The sequence below is a fragment of the Sphingobacterium faecale genome (assembly GCF_016746095.1).
GTDB classification, from domain to species: Bacteria; Bacteroidota; Bacteroidia; order Sphingobacteriales; family Sphingobacteriaceae; genus Sphingobacterium; species Sphingobacterium faecale.
Window position 1 is genome coordinate 192,306 of record NZ_JAERTY010000001.1, and the last position, 16,960, is coordinate 209,265.

14 protein-coding genes are annotated in these 16,960 nt (G+C 39.5%); 12 read left to right on the forward strand and 2 right to left on the reverse strand.

Going from position 1 to position 16,960, the window contains the following annotated elements; genetic code table 11:
- Positions 1-88: 88 nt before the first annotated feature.
- Both JKG61_RS00710 and JKG61_RS00715 read right to left on the reverse strand, forming a co-directional pair.
- Positions 89-2,065, reverse strand: a complete 1,977-nt coding sequence (locus tag JKG61_RS00710; RefSeq protein WP_202101078.1) for a hypothetical protein — start codon at positions 2,063-2,065, stop codon at positions 89-91.
- Positions 2,066-2,078: 13 nt separating this feature from the next.
- Entirely contained in the window at positions 2,079-2,255 is a 177-nt protein-coding gene (locus JKG61_RS00715; protein ID WP_202101079.1) for a hypothetical protein, read from the reverse strand.
- An 882-nt stretch (positions 2,256-3,137) separates the two neighbouring features.
- On the opposite strand from JKG61_RS00715, the gene JKG61_RS00720 reads away from it, so the two are divergent.
- The 12 genes from JKG61_RS00720 (at position 3,138) to JKG61_RS00775 (ending at position 16,907) form a co-directional block, all read left to right on the forward strand.
- Positions 3,138-4,355 (forward strand): OmpA family protein, encoded by a 1,218-nt coding sequence (locus JKG61_RS00720; RefSeq protein ID WP_202101080.1) that lies wholly within the window; start codon positions 3,138-3,140, stop codon positions 4,353-4,355.
- Between the two features lie 151 nt (positions 4,356-4,506).
- Complete coding sequence (locus JKG61_RS00725; protein ID WP_202101081.1) at positions 4,507-5,379, forward strand: DUF5106 domain-containing protein; 873 nt, start codon at positions 4,507-4,509, stop codon at positions 5,377-5,379.
- A 38-nt stretch (positions 5,380-5,417) separates the two neighbouring features.
- On the forward strand, positions 5,418-6,572 hold the full coding sequence (locus JKG61_RS00730; RefSeq protein WP_202101082.1) for an MraY family glycosyltransferase: 1,155 nt from the start codon (positions 5,418-5,420) through the stop codon (positions 6,570-6,572).
- Positions 6,569-7,537: an NAD-dependent epimerase/dehydratase family protein gene (locus tag JKG61_RS00735; RefSeq protein ID WP_202101083.1), complete on the forward strand. Its 969-nt coding sequence runs from the start codon at positions 6,569-6,571 to the stop codon at positions 7,535-7,537. Before JKG61_RS00730 ends, JKG61_RS00735 begins: the two co-directional genes overlap by 4 nt.
- 82 nt (positions 7,538-7,619) lie before the next feature.
- Positions 7,620-9,083, forward strand: coding sequence for an MATE family efflux transporter (locus JKG61_RS00740; protein ID WP_202101084.1), 1,464 nt, complete (start codon positions 7,620-7,622; stop codon positions 9,081-9,083).
- Between the two features lie 45 nt (positions 9,084-9,128).
- Positions 9,129-10,112, forward strand: coding sequence for a glycosyltransferase family 2 protein (locus tag JKG61_RS00745; protein ID WP_202101085.1), 984 nt, complete (start codon positions 9,129-9,131; stop codon positions 10,110-10,112).
- Between the two features lie 64 nt (positions 10,113-10,176).
- Positions 10,177-11,541 carry a bifunctional cytidylyltransferase/SDR family oxidoreductase gene (locus JKG61_RS00750; protein ID WP_202101086.1) on the forward strand — a complete coding sequence of 455 codons (1,365 nt, stop codon included), beginning with the start codon at positions 10,177-10,179 and terminating at the stop codon, positions 11,539-11,541.
- A gap of 17 nt (positions 11,542-11,558) precedes the next feature.
- Positions 11,559-12,434, forward strand: coding sequence for a LicD family protein (locus JKG61_RS00755; RefSeq protein ID WP_202101087.1), 876 nt, complete (start codon positions 11,559-11,561; stop codon positions 12,432-12,434).
- Positions 12,435-12,459: 25 nt separating this feature from the next.
- A complete protein-coding gene (locus tag JKG61_RS00760) occupies positions 12,460-13,398 on the forward strand; it encodes a glycosyltransferase family 8 protein (RefSeq protein ID WP_202101088.1) in 939 nt (312 codons plus the stop codon).
- Positions 13,399-13,525: 127 nt separating this feature from the next.
- Positions 13,526-14,506: a glycosyltransferase family 2 protein gene (locus tag JKG61_RS00765; protein WP_202101089.1), complete on the forward strand. Its 981-nt coding sequence runs from the start codon at positions 13,526-13,528 to the stop codon at positions 14,504-14,506.
- Between the two features lie 6 nt (positions 14,507-14,512).
- Positions 14,513-15,769, forward strand: coding sequence for a hypothetical protein (locus JKG61_RS00770; protein WP_202101090.1), 1,257 nt, complete (start codon positions 14,513-14,515; stop codon positions 15,767-15,769).
- On the forward strand, positions 15,753-16,907 hold the full coding sequence (locus JKG61_RS00775; RefSeq protein WP_202101091.1) for a glycosyltransferase family 4 protein: 1,155 nt from the start codon (positions 15,753-15,755) through the stop codon (positions 16,905-16,907). The genes JKG61_RS00770 and JKG61_RS00775 overlap by 17 nt, the downstream gene beginning before the upstream one ends.
- Positions 16,908-16,960: the final 53 nt, after the last annotated feature.

Consider the following 16,960-nt stretch of genomic DNA (forward strand, 5'->3'; position numbering starts at 1 on the left):
GCCTGAGAGGATGAGCCTCAGACGTATTTGTATGTGTTATCGAGCTAAAATTAGGTTAGATCTCCCTAAGTGGTGTATATCGCTTATGTTAGAATGGAGACCTGTCAACGGGGCTGTAATGCGATTGTGCGATCATTACCGCAAAAGCATTGCCGAATAGGGCTGAATTGTGCACTTGCCATGATCCATTGGTTTTTCCAGGTTCCAGCGCTCCTGTTAAGGAATAGTGGCCATATTGGGGTTTTGCTATAGGGAAATTTTGCGAATTCGTCGCAAAGGGTTCTATAGTGTAGTTGACATATATTCCGTTTTGAAGTTCGTTGGATAAGAATCCAGTATCTCCGATATAAAAGAAATTGAGGGTCTTGTGCCGAAACATAGAAACTGCATTGCCTGTGGTGAAAGGAGTAAAGTTGACAGAAGATCCCGAATAGATCGTGACCTGATCGACAGGGAGGTTTTGGACATACAGGGTCTGTGATCCATCCTGCCCCCAGTATTTGCCACGTACATCGTCAAAAGGCCAGGCCAATATATCAGATTCTACATCATTGAATTTATAGATAGCTCCAGCTACGCCGTTTTCAATGGTGGTAATGCTATTGTCGTTAAATAGTGCCCGCAAGAAAGTCTGTGGAATAGCCGAATGGTGGTTTTCTATCATCAAAAAGGCGACTCCTCCACGTTTAATATAATTGTGCAAAGCAGCATAATCATCTGCATACAAAGTAGCAAACAGACTGGCAATAATAATATCAGGATAGTCCGCTGGATCAGCGAGCCTGTTTTTTAGCGTGTTTATAGAAGGAGCGATAGTTTCATAATCAAACCCTTCTATTCGTAGGTATTGGCTAGATGGGCCAAAATTTATAGGATCCCTTATGAAATTTCCGGATGCTTTTGCTGATGCCGCATAACCATAGAAAGCATTTCCTTCAACATGGAGAATCTTTTTTCTCGGATAGACTTTATAAACGTCCACTTTGGCATATTGTATCCTTCCAGCTCCACCTGTGGTGAATTCAAAAGTACGATTGGCAAGTCCAATATTACTGACCGGTAGATCTTCAACCACGTTGTTGAGCAGTTTGATCGATAGCTGTTCTAGATCGATGATGTATTTGCGTTGGGTAAGATCTGCTGTATAGTAGCGCGCCTCTACCTGACGCTCGGAATCAATTTCTACGTTTGAAAATACAAGGTCTTCAATCGGTACGTTGGTCAATGCTCCCGTCAATGCTCCGGTCTTGATATTAAATGCGCTGGTTTTGATAGGTGTACTGCTGGCGAATTTGGCCAACAGGCTAGTTATATCTCCGAAGAGACCACGCGTATCTACATGTATTTTTAACTGTTGCAATTGATGCTTGAAGATAATAGACAGAGGGGTGTCTCCTGTTGCAGTAGCTTTAATCGTCCCCTTGGCATATAGAAAGGGGCGATCAGGCTTGGTCTGTATCTGTGGATTGTTCGGGTCCAGAGCTGTGATATTATCGGTGTCATCGTACGAATAGGCATACCATTCGTAGTTTTGATTCCGTACCACGTCCAGTTTCGTAGGAGTTCCTGATACAAGCTGCAGGGATTGTTCAAATTTCTGGGTTGAAGGGTTGAACAGCACAAACCAGTATTTGACACCGATTTCCATTGGTATGTCGGCTGCCAGTGGTTGGAGTGCTCGCGTGCTCATTTGTTTGACCGGTGGCGATGCATTTACTTTTTCAAAGCGGATAGCTTTTACTTGCTCTCCAAAAGTAAGATCAGGTCCCTCGGCCAATGTGAAATCAACTTCGATATCTTTGTATTTAACTGTTTCTTTGTCTAGTATCTGCTCGCCAGTAGCGGTTTTTGGAGCTGTAGACATCATCTTTGTGCCTGCTGGTACTACATCTTCGCCAACTATACTGCCAATGGTGATACTGAGTTTGGTAGAGCCATCGGGCAACACTTCGCTCGGAGTATCCTTAGAACAGGAGGATAGTGTGTGGAGGAGGAGTGCTATCACAGTGAAAGAGTAGATTAGCTTAGATAATCCACTCTTCCTATCTAAATTCGTCTTCTTCATGCTTCTATTCGTCTTAAAATATCCAGTCTTTTTCTATGGTTTCGACCTCTTCTTCAGTTATCCAAGGCTGGCTGTTCGTACCACCACCACCTGGACCAATGGTAGTCGATGAAGCTGCGATGCTGTGCTCTAACTCTATTTTGGTCACAATAAGTAATGGAGGGAGGTATTTTTTCTTTTTTCTATCCATAATATCTTTGGTATAATGTCTTAAACTATATTTACCTATAATATGCTGTCGGTATTGAAAATAATCAGGTCGATTTTGCAGACCTGTTTGTTAATTTTTGTTTTTCAGTCTTTAATGCGATTAAGTGCGATTAAAGGATGTGAAGACTAAGTTAAATATATTTCCCTCAGAATTACTCAATTGACTGGTTGCTTTATATACTCAAAAATACTCACATGCGCTGTGCGGGAATTAAGACATGTTTTTATAGTCGCGTAGAAGGGGAAGCGTAGTGCGGGAGCTGAATCGACAGATCCGAAGATATAGGTGTTTGAAACCAGCAGTTAAAAGATAAGGAGGCGCTTGGGTAGCCGCCTCCTTATCAATGGTGTTTATATTTTGCTGTTATGGAGTATCCACACCGTCCATTTGTGACTGCATGAGCAACCAGGAAATGATATTGCCAAATAGTACGGCGTTTTGCGCATGCTAGGTGAGGACATTTCTACTCGGCTCTATAGCTTCCTTCTGAGGTGCACTATCATAATTTCGTCTTTCTATGTGGAATAGCTGGCATCAATGGCAAAGGGAGCTTTGATAGAATAGGGCTCTAAAGAAGTAAATGGTATTACTCGTTTCTTTTTTTTACTATAAAGTGTGTTTTGTATCGTATTAGGACCTATTTCTTGTATGCAAGTAGTATTTGAGTATATGTGAGTATGTGTTTTTTCCGGACTTTTGACAATTAATTGTAAACTTTGTTATTAGTGAATCGCATCATTTTGAAGAGATAAGACATACATTAATAGATGTATAACGTAAAATCTATCTATTTGGAGCGTTTTGTTTACCTATGAAATTAAAGGATACGTTAAAAGAAGGCGTGTCACATAAACTACCGTTATGGAAAACATCTCATCAAGGAAATCTTTTTTCCTATTCTTTGTTTTGGGCTTTTTTAGCGTTAACGCCTATTCCCAAACAAATGCAGCTTCAGTAAAAAGAGATACTGTAGTGATTGAAAGCGACAATAAATTTAGTGTAACTACCAACCGATTTTGGGATAACTGGTTTATGGGAGCCTCAGGAGGTGGAGAGATTTATTTTGGGGATCATAATAAACAGATGAAAGTAAGCGAGCGTATAGGCCCTGTTTTCTCATTGTACGGTGGTAAATGGTTTACACCTGGTTTTGGTGCACGTATATTGGGGTATTACGGACAGGTGAAGGGGGTGACGCAGAACCATAGTTATAGCACAGGTGAGGTATATGATGCAAGCAAATGGTTGGAAAAGCAGAAATTCTCTTATTACCAGTTCCGCGGTGATGTCATGTTTGATTTGATGAATCTGATCGGAGGATATCGAGAGGAGCGTGTGTATGCGCTGGTTCCTTATGTGGGGTTGGGCTTCTCAGGTATTACAGATGAACCGAAAAGAACCGAGGTCACAGGTACCGGAGGCTTCTTGAATAGGTTTAGATTAGGTAAGGCTGTAGATCTGACTTTCGAGGTGCAGGGAACCCTATTTGATGATGCATTCGATGGCGAACTGGGAGGAAGAAAGAAGGAAGGAGCTATGGCTGCCCTGTTGGGTATATCTTATAAATTCAATAAAAACAGCTGGGATAAACCTAGTACCATAGTGGTTCGTGAAAGCTATGACGACGCTTTACTAATTAAATTAAGAGATCAGGTATCGGCTTTGTCTAAAGATAATGATGCATTAAGAGCGCAGCTGGCTAACTCGAAGTCAGAGAGCGTGACCGAATTGGTGATTGAGAATAAAATATTGGCAGCACCATTGCTGATCACGTTTCCGATTAATGGGAGTAAGTTGAGTAATGAGGTACGTGTTAATCTTGGCTTCTTGGCCAAAGTGATTAATTCTGGAGCGAAAGAAGTGGTATACAATATAACGGGTTATGCTGATCAGGCAACTGGAAATAAGGATATCAATATGCGTCTATCGAAAAAACGTGCCGAAGCCGTCTATCAGGCCTTGGTAAAGGAGTTTGGTGTATCGGAGAAACAGCTGAATCTGAAATATGAAGGTGGAGTGGGGAATATGTATTACAATGATCCGAAGCTAAGCCGGGCAGTCTTGACAATAGCAGACTAATTTTTATAGCTTATTGTGTACATGTGTCTCGTGTTGGGTATTGCCTAAGCGGTAGTGCCGTGATTCGGACTGGTTTTGTAAACATTAGCTTCTGCGAAAAGCAGCGGCTACTATGAGAAATATTTTTTGTTGAACCTTGTAAGCCAAAAGTATGAGAATCAACTGCTATAAGTTAATTATTGATAGGAGCAGATTTATCTTCGTCTTAGGGGTATTGTTGACAATAGGGTTATCGTCCTGTAGTCGTCCTCCGAAGACGGATATACTTACTTTTTGGAATGATTTAGATTTTGATAAAATCGATCTGGACAGAAATGTTGGGGAGATCGATCGCCTGTTAATCAATTTTGTTATGTTATTAGATAAAAGTTCCTTAGAAAAGGTAGACTCTGCAATCCATATTGCATTGGGTCAAGCCGAGAGCAATCCACGCGCACTTCGCTTTCTTTCGGATAGAATGCAGGAGCGTCTCTATGACCCCAATTCGACATTGAGAAACGATCGTTACTACAGTACGGTACTTCATTATTTGATTTCTTCGAATAGAACGCAGGAAAGCGATCGGATTAGATATAGGACGCAACTAGCCTTGGTGCAGAAAAATCTGCCTGGTGCTGTGGCGAATAATTTTAGCTTTCAACAGGCAACAGGCGAACAGCAGGACTTAAATAGTTTAAAAGGTACTTACAAACTGGTAATGTTCTATCACCCGCTGTGCTATGCCTGTAAGTCAGCATTAGCTGATCTGAAAGCAATCGATCGCTTTCTGCAACGGACCAAGCAGAGCAAGATGAGGCTACTGACGGTCTGTGCCGCTGGAGATGAAAAGGATTGGCGGGACTATGAAGTCGAGTTGCCTAAAAATTGGATAAACGGTTATAATAAAGAAGAAGAAATCATACGCAATGATCTTTACGATTTAAAGGCTTTCCCCACTTTTTACCTTATGGATCAGGATAATCGTGTTCTCTTGAAAGATACCGATATGGTGCGTTTGGTCAGTTATATCAGTAGTTGGACTTAAACTTAAAACGGATTTATGGTATTGAATAGGAGGTTTGTATGCTTGATGTAGGAACGTTGTTATTATTTGTACCTGCGCTGTTTGCTGGAGTTTTGGGAGCACTTTTTATCCCTCGGATTCTATTAGTGGCTTATCGTAAGCGATTATTTGATCCTATTAGTGAGCGGAAATTGCATCGCTGCGTAATACCACGTCTAGGTGGTATATCGTTTGTACCCATACAGGTATGCTTATTTGCATTAACCGTTGTTTTAGTTTTTAAGTTGGGGTTTGGTACGTGGGATGTGCAATCATGGGCACTGATACCTCATTTTGCGTTGCTTTTCTGTGGGCTTTTGGTCTTATACATGGTGGGACTCGGCGATGATCTTATTGGCATAGGATTTAAATGGAAGTTTTTCTTTCAGGTATTGGTCGCTTGTTTCTTTCCGCTCTCTGGGCTATGGATCAATGACTTTTATGGATTGCTTGCTGTGCATGCTATCCCTGAATGGATAGGTATGCCGCTGACGGTGTTTTTAGTAGTTCTGATCATTAATGCGATCAATCTGATGGATGGTTTGGATGGCTTGTGTGCTGGAATAGTAGGCATCGGTTGCTTGGTATTTGGATTGTTGTTTTATATTTCTGGAGCCTATATACATACCCTATTTGCGTTAATAACGGTTGGGTCTGTTGCTCCTTTTTTTTATTACAACGTCTTTGGTATAGGACGTAAAAAGAGACGCATTTTTATGGGGGATATTGGAAGCACTACCTTGGGCTATTCGCTCGCTTTTTTGGCAGTAAGTTATGCTACGAATAATTCTTTCATAAAGCCTTTCTACGACAATTCGATAATAGTAGCGTACTCGGTTTTATTATTGCCCGTATTGGATGTTGCACGCGTCATGTTTATACGGTGGAAAAATGGTAAGCCCCTTTATTCTGCTGACCAAAATCATCTACACCATCTTTTGCTAAGAATCGGAATTCCACATAGGGGGGCGATGTTGTTTATTGTAGGAAGTAATCTTTTCTATGTTTTATTTAACCTATTGGCTATCCGGTTAATGGATAATAATCTAGTAGTAGTTCTTAATTTATTAATGTGGGGTAGTTTTTATTTTGTTTTCGCAAAAATTGATAAGAGTAGAACTTTAGGATGTGATAAAATAAGAACATTGAATGCAGATGTAAAAGAAACCATATGAAGATTGCAATAATTGGAGGATCAGGATTTATAGGAACAAATCTAATCCGATTGCTCGTTCAGAATCAAGATTACGAACTGTTAAACTTGGACAAAAGCCAAAGTACCGACTTTTCTTACATTACTCGTATTGTAGACGTACTGGATGAAGATGGCTTGACCAAGACGTTGAATTCTGTCGATTTGGTCGTTCTTTTAGCTGCCGAACATCAGGATAACGTACACCCCATATCTCTTTATTATGAGGTAAATGTGCAGGGAATGCGGAATGTACTTTCCGCCATGGAGAAAAATGAAGTGAAAAGACTGGTATTCACAAGTTCGGTGGCCGTATATGGACTGGACAAAGATAATCCGGACGAATCTTTCTCAGCAGATCCGTTTAATCATTATGGCAGGAGTAAGTGGGAAGCAGAATTAGTGCTACAGGAATGGTATGCGAATCACCAGGATTGGAATATTAATATTATTCGACCGACGGTTGTGTTTGGTGAGGGAAACAGAGGAAATGTCTTTAACCTATTGAATCAGATTGCTTCTAATCGTTTTATGATGATCGGCAAAGGGCAGAACCAGAAGTCCATGTCGTATGTCGGAAACGTTGCTGCATTTATTAGTTTTTTATTCCAAAACAATAAATGTGGTTATGGTGTTTATAATTATGTGGATAAACCTGATTTGACAACCCATGCTATTGTGTACAATACCGGAAGGGTATTAGATAAGCCGATTTCAAGTTTAAGGATCCCTTATTGGATCGGTATGGCCGGAGGGTATGCATTTGATATCCTTGCATTTTTGACTCGTAGAAAGTTTGCTATTAGCTCGGTGCGTGTACGCAAGTTTTGTGCAACCACGAAGTATGATGCAACGAAAGTACAGAGGTCGGGATTTGAAGCACCATTTACCATGGAAGAGGGGTTGGAGCGGACTTTGGTTGCCGAATTTGGAACCAATCAATTATAGGACATTTTATGATGAGGAATGTTGGATGTATTCAAGTAGAAGTAGTCGGATAGCAAAAAACACAGGCTTCCTTTATTTTAGGATGTTATTTAATCTGGTGGTAGCCTTGTATACTTCGCGCGTGGTATTGGAGGTGTTGGGGGCCGAAGACTTTGGTATATATAATGTGACTGGAGGGGTGATTGCTATGTTTTTCTTTTTGACAACTTCACTGTCCAGTTCTACACAGCGTTTTCTCACGTTTGAGATGGGCCGGGAAGGAGAAGGAGAGCTGGCACGGGTTTTTAACGTCAGTTTCTCTATTCACCTGATAATCGCCACTTTAATTATCATATTAGGAGAAACAATCGGCTTGTGGTTTGTGCAGAATAAACTCGTAATACCACAGGGGAGGATGCATGCGGCTTTGATTGTCTATCACCTATCTATTGTTATGGCGGTTTTAGGGATAATCAATGTTCCATTTACCGCTCTTATCATAGCAAGAGAACGGATGAATGTATTTGCTATTGTCTCTATCGTAGAGACATGTTTGCGGTTACTGATTGTATTTGTCCTTTTTATGATCGCCTATGATAAGCTGATATTATATGCACTTTTATCAGGCTTGATCAGTCTGCTCATATTTCTAATATATCAAGTGGTATGCCGTAAGAATTTCTGTGAATCCCGATTGAAGAAATTGATTTGGGATAAGGACTTGTTTAAGCAGATCGGTGGGTTTGCGGTTTGGGTGATGAATGGGAATCTGGCGGTGGTGGGTTATACGCAAGGATTAAATATACTGTTGAATCTTTTTTTTGGACCAAGTGTAAATGCCGCGAGGGGGATCGGTGTACAGGTTCAAAATGCGGTTACAGGCTTTTCTTCTAATTTTCAGACTTCGATCAACCCACAGATTACCAAAAACTATGCCTCGGGCGATCTGGTATATATGCATAAGTTGATCATCACAGGGTCGAAGCTTTCTTTTTTGCTCTTGTTCATGATTTCTTTGCCGATTGTGATAGAAGCCAACTTCGTCTTGAATCAATGGTTGGTCAGTGTACCCGACTATAGTGTGAGCTTTGTTCGTCTGACATTGGTGATCGCATTGATAACCACATTGAGCCATTCTCTAATTGTGGCTGTACATGCTACTGGCAGATTGAGAAAATTTCAATTGATAGAAGGAACGATACTGTTGATTATCGTACCGATAGCCTATTGGTGTCTGAAGCTGGGCTACCCGCCCGAGTCTGTTTATGTCGTGCATCTATTGGTTGCAGTTGTGGCGCAGATTGCAAGGGTTATGATCGTCTTACCGATGATAAATATGTCCGTCATGGATTATATCAACAAAATTGTATTACGGATTATTCCTAGCTTGTTTTTAGCGGCCCTTATTACCGTAATCCCATTTTATTATATGGATGAAAATTGGCTTAGGCTATTTATGGTATGTCTGACAGCTGGGCTTTCTGTGGTAGCATTATCATATACTACGGCACTGGATACAAGGGAAAAGGACGTTTTAACGGGCTTGGTGAAGTCATTTATTAAATAGTCATTAGAGATGTTGTCTGATGAAGTTGAAAAACAATAGTGGTTTATGAAGGATTTTTCTGTTAGTGTAATTATTCCATTCTATAATGCGGAATCGTATATCGAGAAATGCGCGCATAGTCTGTTTAGCCAAACGCTAGAAGGTATACAGTTTGTCTTTGTAAATGATAAAAGTACGGATGGAAGCGTAGAGCGATTGAATAATGTGATAAAGCAATATCCCGATCGAGAAGAGGACGTTCTACTGGTTAACCACGACAGAAATACAGGGGCAGCAACATCCAGAAATACCGGGGTTGATCATGCACAGGCAGGGTACATCGGTTGGGTGGATGCAGATGATTGGGTAGAGAAGGGCATGTTTGAGGCGATGTATAACGAGGCTGTAAAAAAGGATCTGGATATTGTGTGGGTAGATTTTTATAACAACTATGGAGACAGGGAGGATTTAATCGATCAGTGGTACGAAGGCGGTAATCTGGAATGTGTGAAGAAAATGCTCAATGGGCAGCTGAGTGGGGTGATGTGGAATAAGCTGACAAAAAAGACGGTCTATACAGAAAATAGGGTGCGTTTTCCGGATGGGCTCGATATGTGCGAAGACCTACGGGTAAATGTGCAATTATTCTATTATGCAGATAAAGTAGCTTATTTAAATGGGGCTTTTTATCATCATTTTAAAATGAAAACGGATTCTATCACCAAGGAGTCGGTGCTGAAGCCAAAGATAAACTATGATTGGCTGGAAAATGCAAAAGCGATTATTGCATTTGCAGGAAATAATGGGATCTATTTAAATGAGATGGAGATTGGTCTGATGAAACTGAGTCCAAAGGTAAATCTATTGGTCAGAGGTACTGATGTGAGCAGTTTTAAAACCTGGCGAACAATTTTTCCAGAAGCGAATAAGTTTATATGGAAGACTAAACTGCCGTTTCATTACAAGGTAATCGCGTATTGTGCCGACCGCGAATATTGGTTTTTAATAGGGGGCTGGATTCTTTTGAAGAAAATGATTAAACATAGGTGATGTTTTTTGTGATATACTGATTGTTATAAATAAGTGAATTAATAATGCTTGACAGAAAGATGATATGAATGTAGCAGTTATTTTAGCTGGTGGAAGCGGGTCCAGAATGGCAAGTACGATGCCTAAGCAATTTTTGAAGGTTGCTGGAAAAACAATAATTGAGCACACTATAGATGCTTTCGAAAATAATACTTCTATTGATGAAATCGCTATTGTCACAAAGGAGAATTATATCTCTACCATGGAAGAGCTGGTATTAAAGAATCAGTATAAAAAAGTTAAGAAGATTTTGCAAGGAGGGAAAGAACGGTATCATTCGAGTCTTGCTGCAATAGGTGCATATACAGATGTGGAATGTAAGCTTATCTTTCATGATGCGGTCAGACCTTTGGTAAATGATAGGATAATTAATGATTGTATAAAGGCTCTAGAACGGTATGATGCGGTAGACGTAGCTATTCAGGCGGTAGACACTATTATTCAGGTAGATGCTGCAGATACAATTAGTGATATACCTCAGCGGTCTGTATTGCGTTATGGACAGACACCACAATGTTTTAAAAGAAGTGTCATTCAAAATGCCTATGAATTAGCTTTGCAAGATCCAGATTTTTTAACAACGGATGATTGTAATGTGGTGAAGACTTATATGCCGCAAGTACCTATCCATGTGGTAGAAGGCGAGGTGTTCAATATGAAAGTCACCCATATGGAAGATCTCTTTCTCATGGACAAACTGTTTCAGCTAAAATCTTCGAAAGGAAATGCTCAGGAATTGAATAAGGAAGCTATTGCAACTATGCCCAATAAAGTAATGGTTGTATTAGGTGGGAGTTATGGAATCGGAGAGGAGGTTGTAAAAATAGGAAGACAGTTGGGCGCTGTGGTTTATTCTTACAGCCGTACGGAGAATGGGGTGGATGTGTCAGATGTAGAGTGCGTCAGAAAATGTTTGCGCGAGGTATATGAAAGAAATGGACGCATTGACTATGTCGTTTGTACGGCAGGAATACTGATCAAGGAACCTTTATTTAGTGTTTCTTATGACGATCTGCAGAAAAGTATTAGTGTAAATTTGATGGGGACAGCTATCGTCGCCAAAGAAGCATATGAGTATTTAAAGGAGTCAAAAGGGGGACTATTGTTTTATACAAGCAGTAGTTATACTCGTGGCAGGATGTTGTATAGTGTTTATTCAGCAACTAAGGCCGCTATTGTAAATTTTATGCAAGCGATTAGTGAGGAGTGGTTTGACCTGAAAATAAGAGTGAATTGCATAAATCCCGAGCGTACCAAAACACCAATGCGGATTAAGAACTTTGGGGCTGAACCGGAGGAGACGTTGTTGAATGCTCGAAATGTAGGAATAGCTACTGTTAATCTGTTGGTATCTAGTTCTACAGGAGAGGTAATCGATGTTAAACGGTAGTATAAAAAAAATGAGAGATGACAGAAAGAGATGCTGAATTATACAAAAAGAAAATCATAAATGTTTTTAAGGCATTTATTAAGATATGTGACGAATATGATCTACGATATTTTTGCTGTGGAGGTACCGCAATAGGAGCAGTACGTCATCAAGGGATGATACCCTGGGATGACGATATTGACGTTTTAATGCCTCGTGCGGACTATCAACGTTTTATAACACTATTCCCCACTTTGAAGATCAAGGGATATGAGCTGATTTCTGCACAAAACACGAAGCGGTATTATTTGCCTTATATAAAAATGTGCGATGCTAATACTACTCTGTTAGAGGATATTACCATCCATTGTGTTATAGGAGGGTTTGTTGATATTTTCCCTTTAGATGGAACATCATCGGATAAAAGTGAATGGGAAGGACTTCTGTTGAAATATAAACGAGAAGCAAATAAATTATTTGCATTAGCAAGAAAGTGGCCTTTCAACTTAAAAGTAGGCGTTAAACAAACATTGAGGTTTCATTTAAGGACTGCATTAAATGAATTTTTCTATGTACTGAACAAAAAAGATCAACTAAGGAAAACATTGAATAAAATCGAATCATTGAGCGGACGATATGATTATAACTCTGCAGACTTTGTTGTGAATTATGGTGGAATGTGGGGAGAAAGAGAGTTTGCAGATAAGAAATGGTTTGAAGGATACTGCAGTATGAAATTTGAAGGTTTTTCGGTAAGAATGCCTATTGGTTATCATGAATATTTGACTAACATTTATGGAGACTATATGCAGTTACCTCCTGAGAATAAGAGAGTAAGTCATCATCATATGGCTTATGTAAATCTAGATAAACGTGTGTCGCTTGAAAATGTGCTTCATCAAATAGGAGATTAGTTGATTATTGGTTAACTGTTGAATCATGAATATTATACCGGTTGTTTTTTGTTTTGATGATAATTGGGCGCTGGCAGCAGGTGTTTGCCTAACCTCTTTATTAGCAAATGCTAAGGAAGATACTTTTTATGATATATTCATCTTGCATGCTGCTAATGCCACTTTTCCAAGGGATGGTAATCTTGAAAAATTAGGTTTTGCTTTTGATAACTTCAAGCTTACTTACCGTTCTGTAGGATCAGAGTTTGAAGGAGGTTTTGAAATAAGGGGGATTACCAATTCTACTTATTTCCGGTTACTGATCCCAGAGATGATACCCGAATATGATAAGATCATGTACCATGATGTGGATGTTATTTTTCAGGATGATCTCTCGTCTATTTTTTTGGATACGGATATGAATGGCTTTTATGTCGCAGGTGTTGTTTCTCCTGGAGGTTTGAGTGAACATGTACGGGAAAAGAGAAGAAAACTGGGATTGGACTGGAAGGATTACGTTTTGGCAGGTAATATCATTATCAATGCCAAAATGATGCGGGAAGATGGTGTCGTGGATATGTTTAAGAAGGAGGTCGCAACATCTCAGTATGAACATCAGGATATGGATATTCTAAATATCGTGTGTAAAGGAAAGATTAAGAAGTTGCCACCGGTATTCTGTGGTACGGTGGAGATATTTAGACTAGCTGCCAATATGGAAGCTCAATCTTTATATGATTTGACAGAGCTGGTTAAGGTAATTGATAAAGGAATTGTACATTATAATGGGGTGAAACCATGGATTGGTTGGTGTTCTAATTTTGATATCTGGTGGGAATATTATAGGGAATCTGTTTTTTTTGACGCTAAATTTTACTTTGATTTCTATATATCCAAGGCTAATGAAGTGAACAGCATAGGCGAGTTAAAATTACTTAAGCTGATGTTGCGTCGAATAGCACGACGTTGTAACCTTATAAAATAAAGTATGCTTATTTGATTATAATGGATGATGAGCCGGAGGTGTTATTGTCACCACCTTTTTCTGAAAACCTTGTAAGGAAAATCTTTGGAAGAAATATTATAAGAGATTCAATTAAATCATGAGACTGATGACTGTTAGTATAATCGTGCCTATCTACAATGTGGAAAAACATATTGAAAAATGTGTCAGAAGTCTCATGGAGCAGACTTATGAAGATATACAATATGTTTTTGTAGATGACGCTTCTCCGGACAATAGTATCGCGTTATTGAAAGAAGTGATTGAGAGCTATCCGTTGCGAAGTAAACAGGTGAGCCTATTGGCACATGAAAAAAACAAAGGATTGCCTGCAGCACGAAATACAGGTCTCGCTTATGCTGGAGGAGACTATATATATCATTGCGATAGTGACGATTGGTTGGATACAGATTGTATTGAGGAAATGCTTTCATCTGCTATGCATGAGAATGCGGATATTGTATATAGTGATTGGTATCTGAGTTTTCATAAGAATGAGCGTTATATGCGGCAGCCAGAGTGTACAGATCCCAAGCAAGCATTAAGTGCAATGTTAGACGGTTCTATGAAGTACAATGTGTGGAACAAGTTGATCAAGCGGGATCTGTATGTTAAGAATGCAATCTGTTTTCCAGAAGGAAGAGGAATGGGAGAAGATATGACAATGATTAAACTATTTGCTCATGCGCAACGTATAGCTTATCTATCTAAAGCTTACTATCACTACATGCAGACTAATCCCACTGCTTTTACAAAATTGTTTAAGGACAGCCATCTCAATGATATTTTTGGTAATGCCCAGGATACGATAGCTTATATCGAGAAAGTGTTTGGGAGCGAACTGTTCTCTAACGAGATTCGTTTTTTTCAGTTAAACGCAAAGCTTCCACTTTTATTCAGTGATGATCGTGCGATGTTTTTGGTCTGGCGCTCCTGGTTTACAGATGCTCATCCTTATATAGGGATGAATCTTTCTTTTTCTAAACGGACTAAATTTATTCAATATGCTGCTATTAAAAAGCAGGACTGGATCATCCGTCTGTACAACCTTATTTTGTTTCGTTTGATTTATGGAGTATTATATAGATAGGGAGATATGAAGCTAATCAAATACATATCGTTGGCAACGATTGTCAGTCTGTATTTCTTCTCTTTTGGTTTTACATTTTTACCAGAACAGATTAATACCAAACTGATTTTTGCTGTTCTAGGGGTCTGTTGGTGGGGAATCGAATCGGTTCAAAAGCGATCGCTAGACATAGAGCATAAATTGATTGGAGCGATTTGTTTTGCTATCGTTTTCTCTGCCATAGGTTTTTTCTCTATGGATTATAACAATTCTACAGATTCCTCTTATGCGACGTACATCATTAGTTTTTCTGTATGGATGTTTGCCGCCTATTTTGTGATTAATTGTTTGAAGCAGGGACATGATAAGGTAGATTTTAACCTGTTGGCGTATTATCTGATAGTGGTGTGTGTGATGCAATGTGTTTTTGCATTGATTATTGATACTGTTCCAATAGTAAAGTCGATGGTCGACCGATATATAGAACAAGATCAAGTTTTTTTAAACCGTATCGAAAGGTTGTATGGAATAGGTGCTTCATTGGACAATGCAGGGGTACGCTTTTCTATCGTGTTGCTTATGCTTGCTGCTGTATTGATTAATAACTGGAAAGTGCAGAAGAATACTGTTGTACTACTGCTATTGTTGACAGCCTTTATCATCATTTTTACGATCGGAAGTATCATCTCTAGGACTACCAGTGTGGGAGGGGGGCTTGCTATCATGTATTTGTTCTTGGGCACGGGCATATGGCGCTTTTTAATAAAAAGAAGCTTAGTGAAATTATACCTGTTATTCTTTCTGTGTCTTATAGTCCTCTTGTCTTTGGCAGCCTATTTCTATCAGACGAGTGATGTTTTTTACGATTATATGCGTTTCGCATTCGAAGGCTTTTTTAATTGGTCGGAAAAAGGAGAATGGAAAACTGCTTCTACGGATCGGCTGAATTCGGTGATGTGGATATGGCCTGAGCCGAATGATTATAAAACCTGGCTAATCGGAAAAGCGACTTTTGATAATTGGCATGCTGTAGGAACAGATATCGGATATTGTCGGTTTGTGTTTTATAACGGTTTATTGGGGCTAGTCACATTCTCTCTTTTTTTTGTTTACAATGCTTGGGCATGTAGCACGTTGTTACCAGGTTATACACTCTTTTTTGTCCTGTTACTGGTATTAAGCTTTGTCATTTGGTTAAAGGTAGCTACGGACTTGTTTTTGATTTATGCACTTTTTTACTGTCTGAATACTAGAGAAGGGAGGGGGGATGAAAATCATTTATAATATAGCTGGACTGTTTAATGCAGGCGGTATGGAGCGTGTTCTGACAAATAAAGCTAATTATTTGGCAGGGCTGGGATATGAAGTGATTATCCTGACTACTGATCAGAAGAACAGAAAGCCATATTTCGATTTAAAATCCTGCGTAAAGCACCTGGATCTGGGAATTAATTACGCGGAAATTCAGGATTTGGGATTGTTTTTTAAGGCAGTCGCTTATTGGAATAAACAACGATTGCATGAGCGGAGAATGAGGACACTGTTGAATGAGCTAGAAGCAGATGTGGTGATCTGTATGTTTGACCATGATGTGTCGTTTCTACATAAGATAGAGGATGGGAGTAAAAAAGTGTTGGAGATACATTTTTCCCGATTTAAAAGACTGCAATATGGGCGAAAAGGGTTGTGGCGCGTAGTAGATAGACAGAGGAGTGATCGAGATCTCAGGTTGGCGAAGAAATATGACCGCTTTGTGGTGTTGACAAAAGAAGATAAAGGGTATTGGGGGGATCTAAATAATATAGTAGTCATACCGAATGCAAACAGTTTTTTAACGGATACTACAGCGGAGCTGAGCAATAAAGTCGCTATTGCTGTAGGTCGCTACGACTACCAGAAAGGTTTTGATGATCTGATAAAAATATGGGCAATGGTACAGCCAGGCTTTCCCGATTGGCAATTGAAGATATACGGAGCAGGTGAAATGGAAACAGAGATGAGAAAGATGATAGAAGATTTGAACTTGGAGCAATATGTTTTTTTGTGTGAGCCTGTTAGAAATATAAAGGAAGCCTATCTAAGCAGTTCTGTTTATTTAATGACCTCGCGTTATGAGGGATTGCCAATGGCTTTGTTGGAGGCCCAATCTTGCGGACTTCCTCTGCTTTCTTATGCTTGTAAATGCGGCCCTCGTGATATTATAGAAGAAGGTCGTAATGGTTATTTGGTCAAGCAAGATGATATGGAGGAATTTGTGAGGAGATTGCGTGAAATGTTAAGTAGAGAAGGTCTGAGAAAGGCGATGGGGGAGCAGGGAAAGGACATGTCGCAGCACTTTTCGGAAGAAGTGGTTATGAAGCAGTGGATCAAATTATTTGAAGAGGTTTTAAATGAGAGCATGGATGTAACTGCTAAAAGATAAATTATTTATACATGAAATACTCCTGTTTGACGAAAGATAAATACTCATGCGTC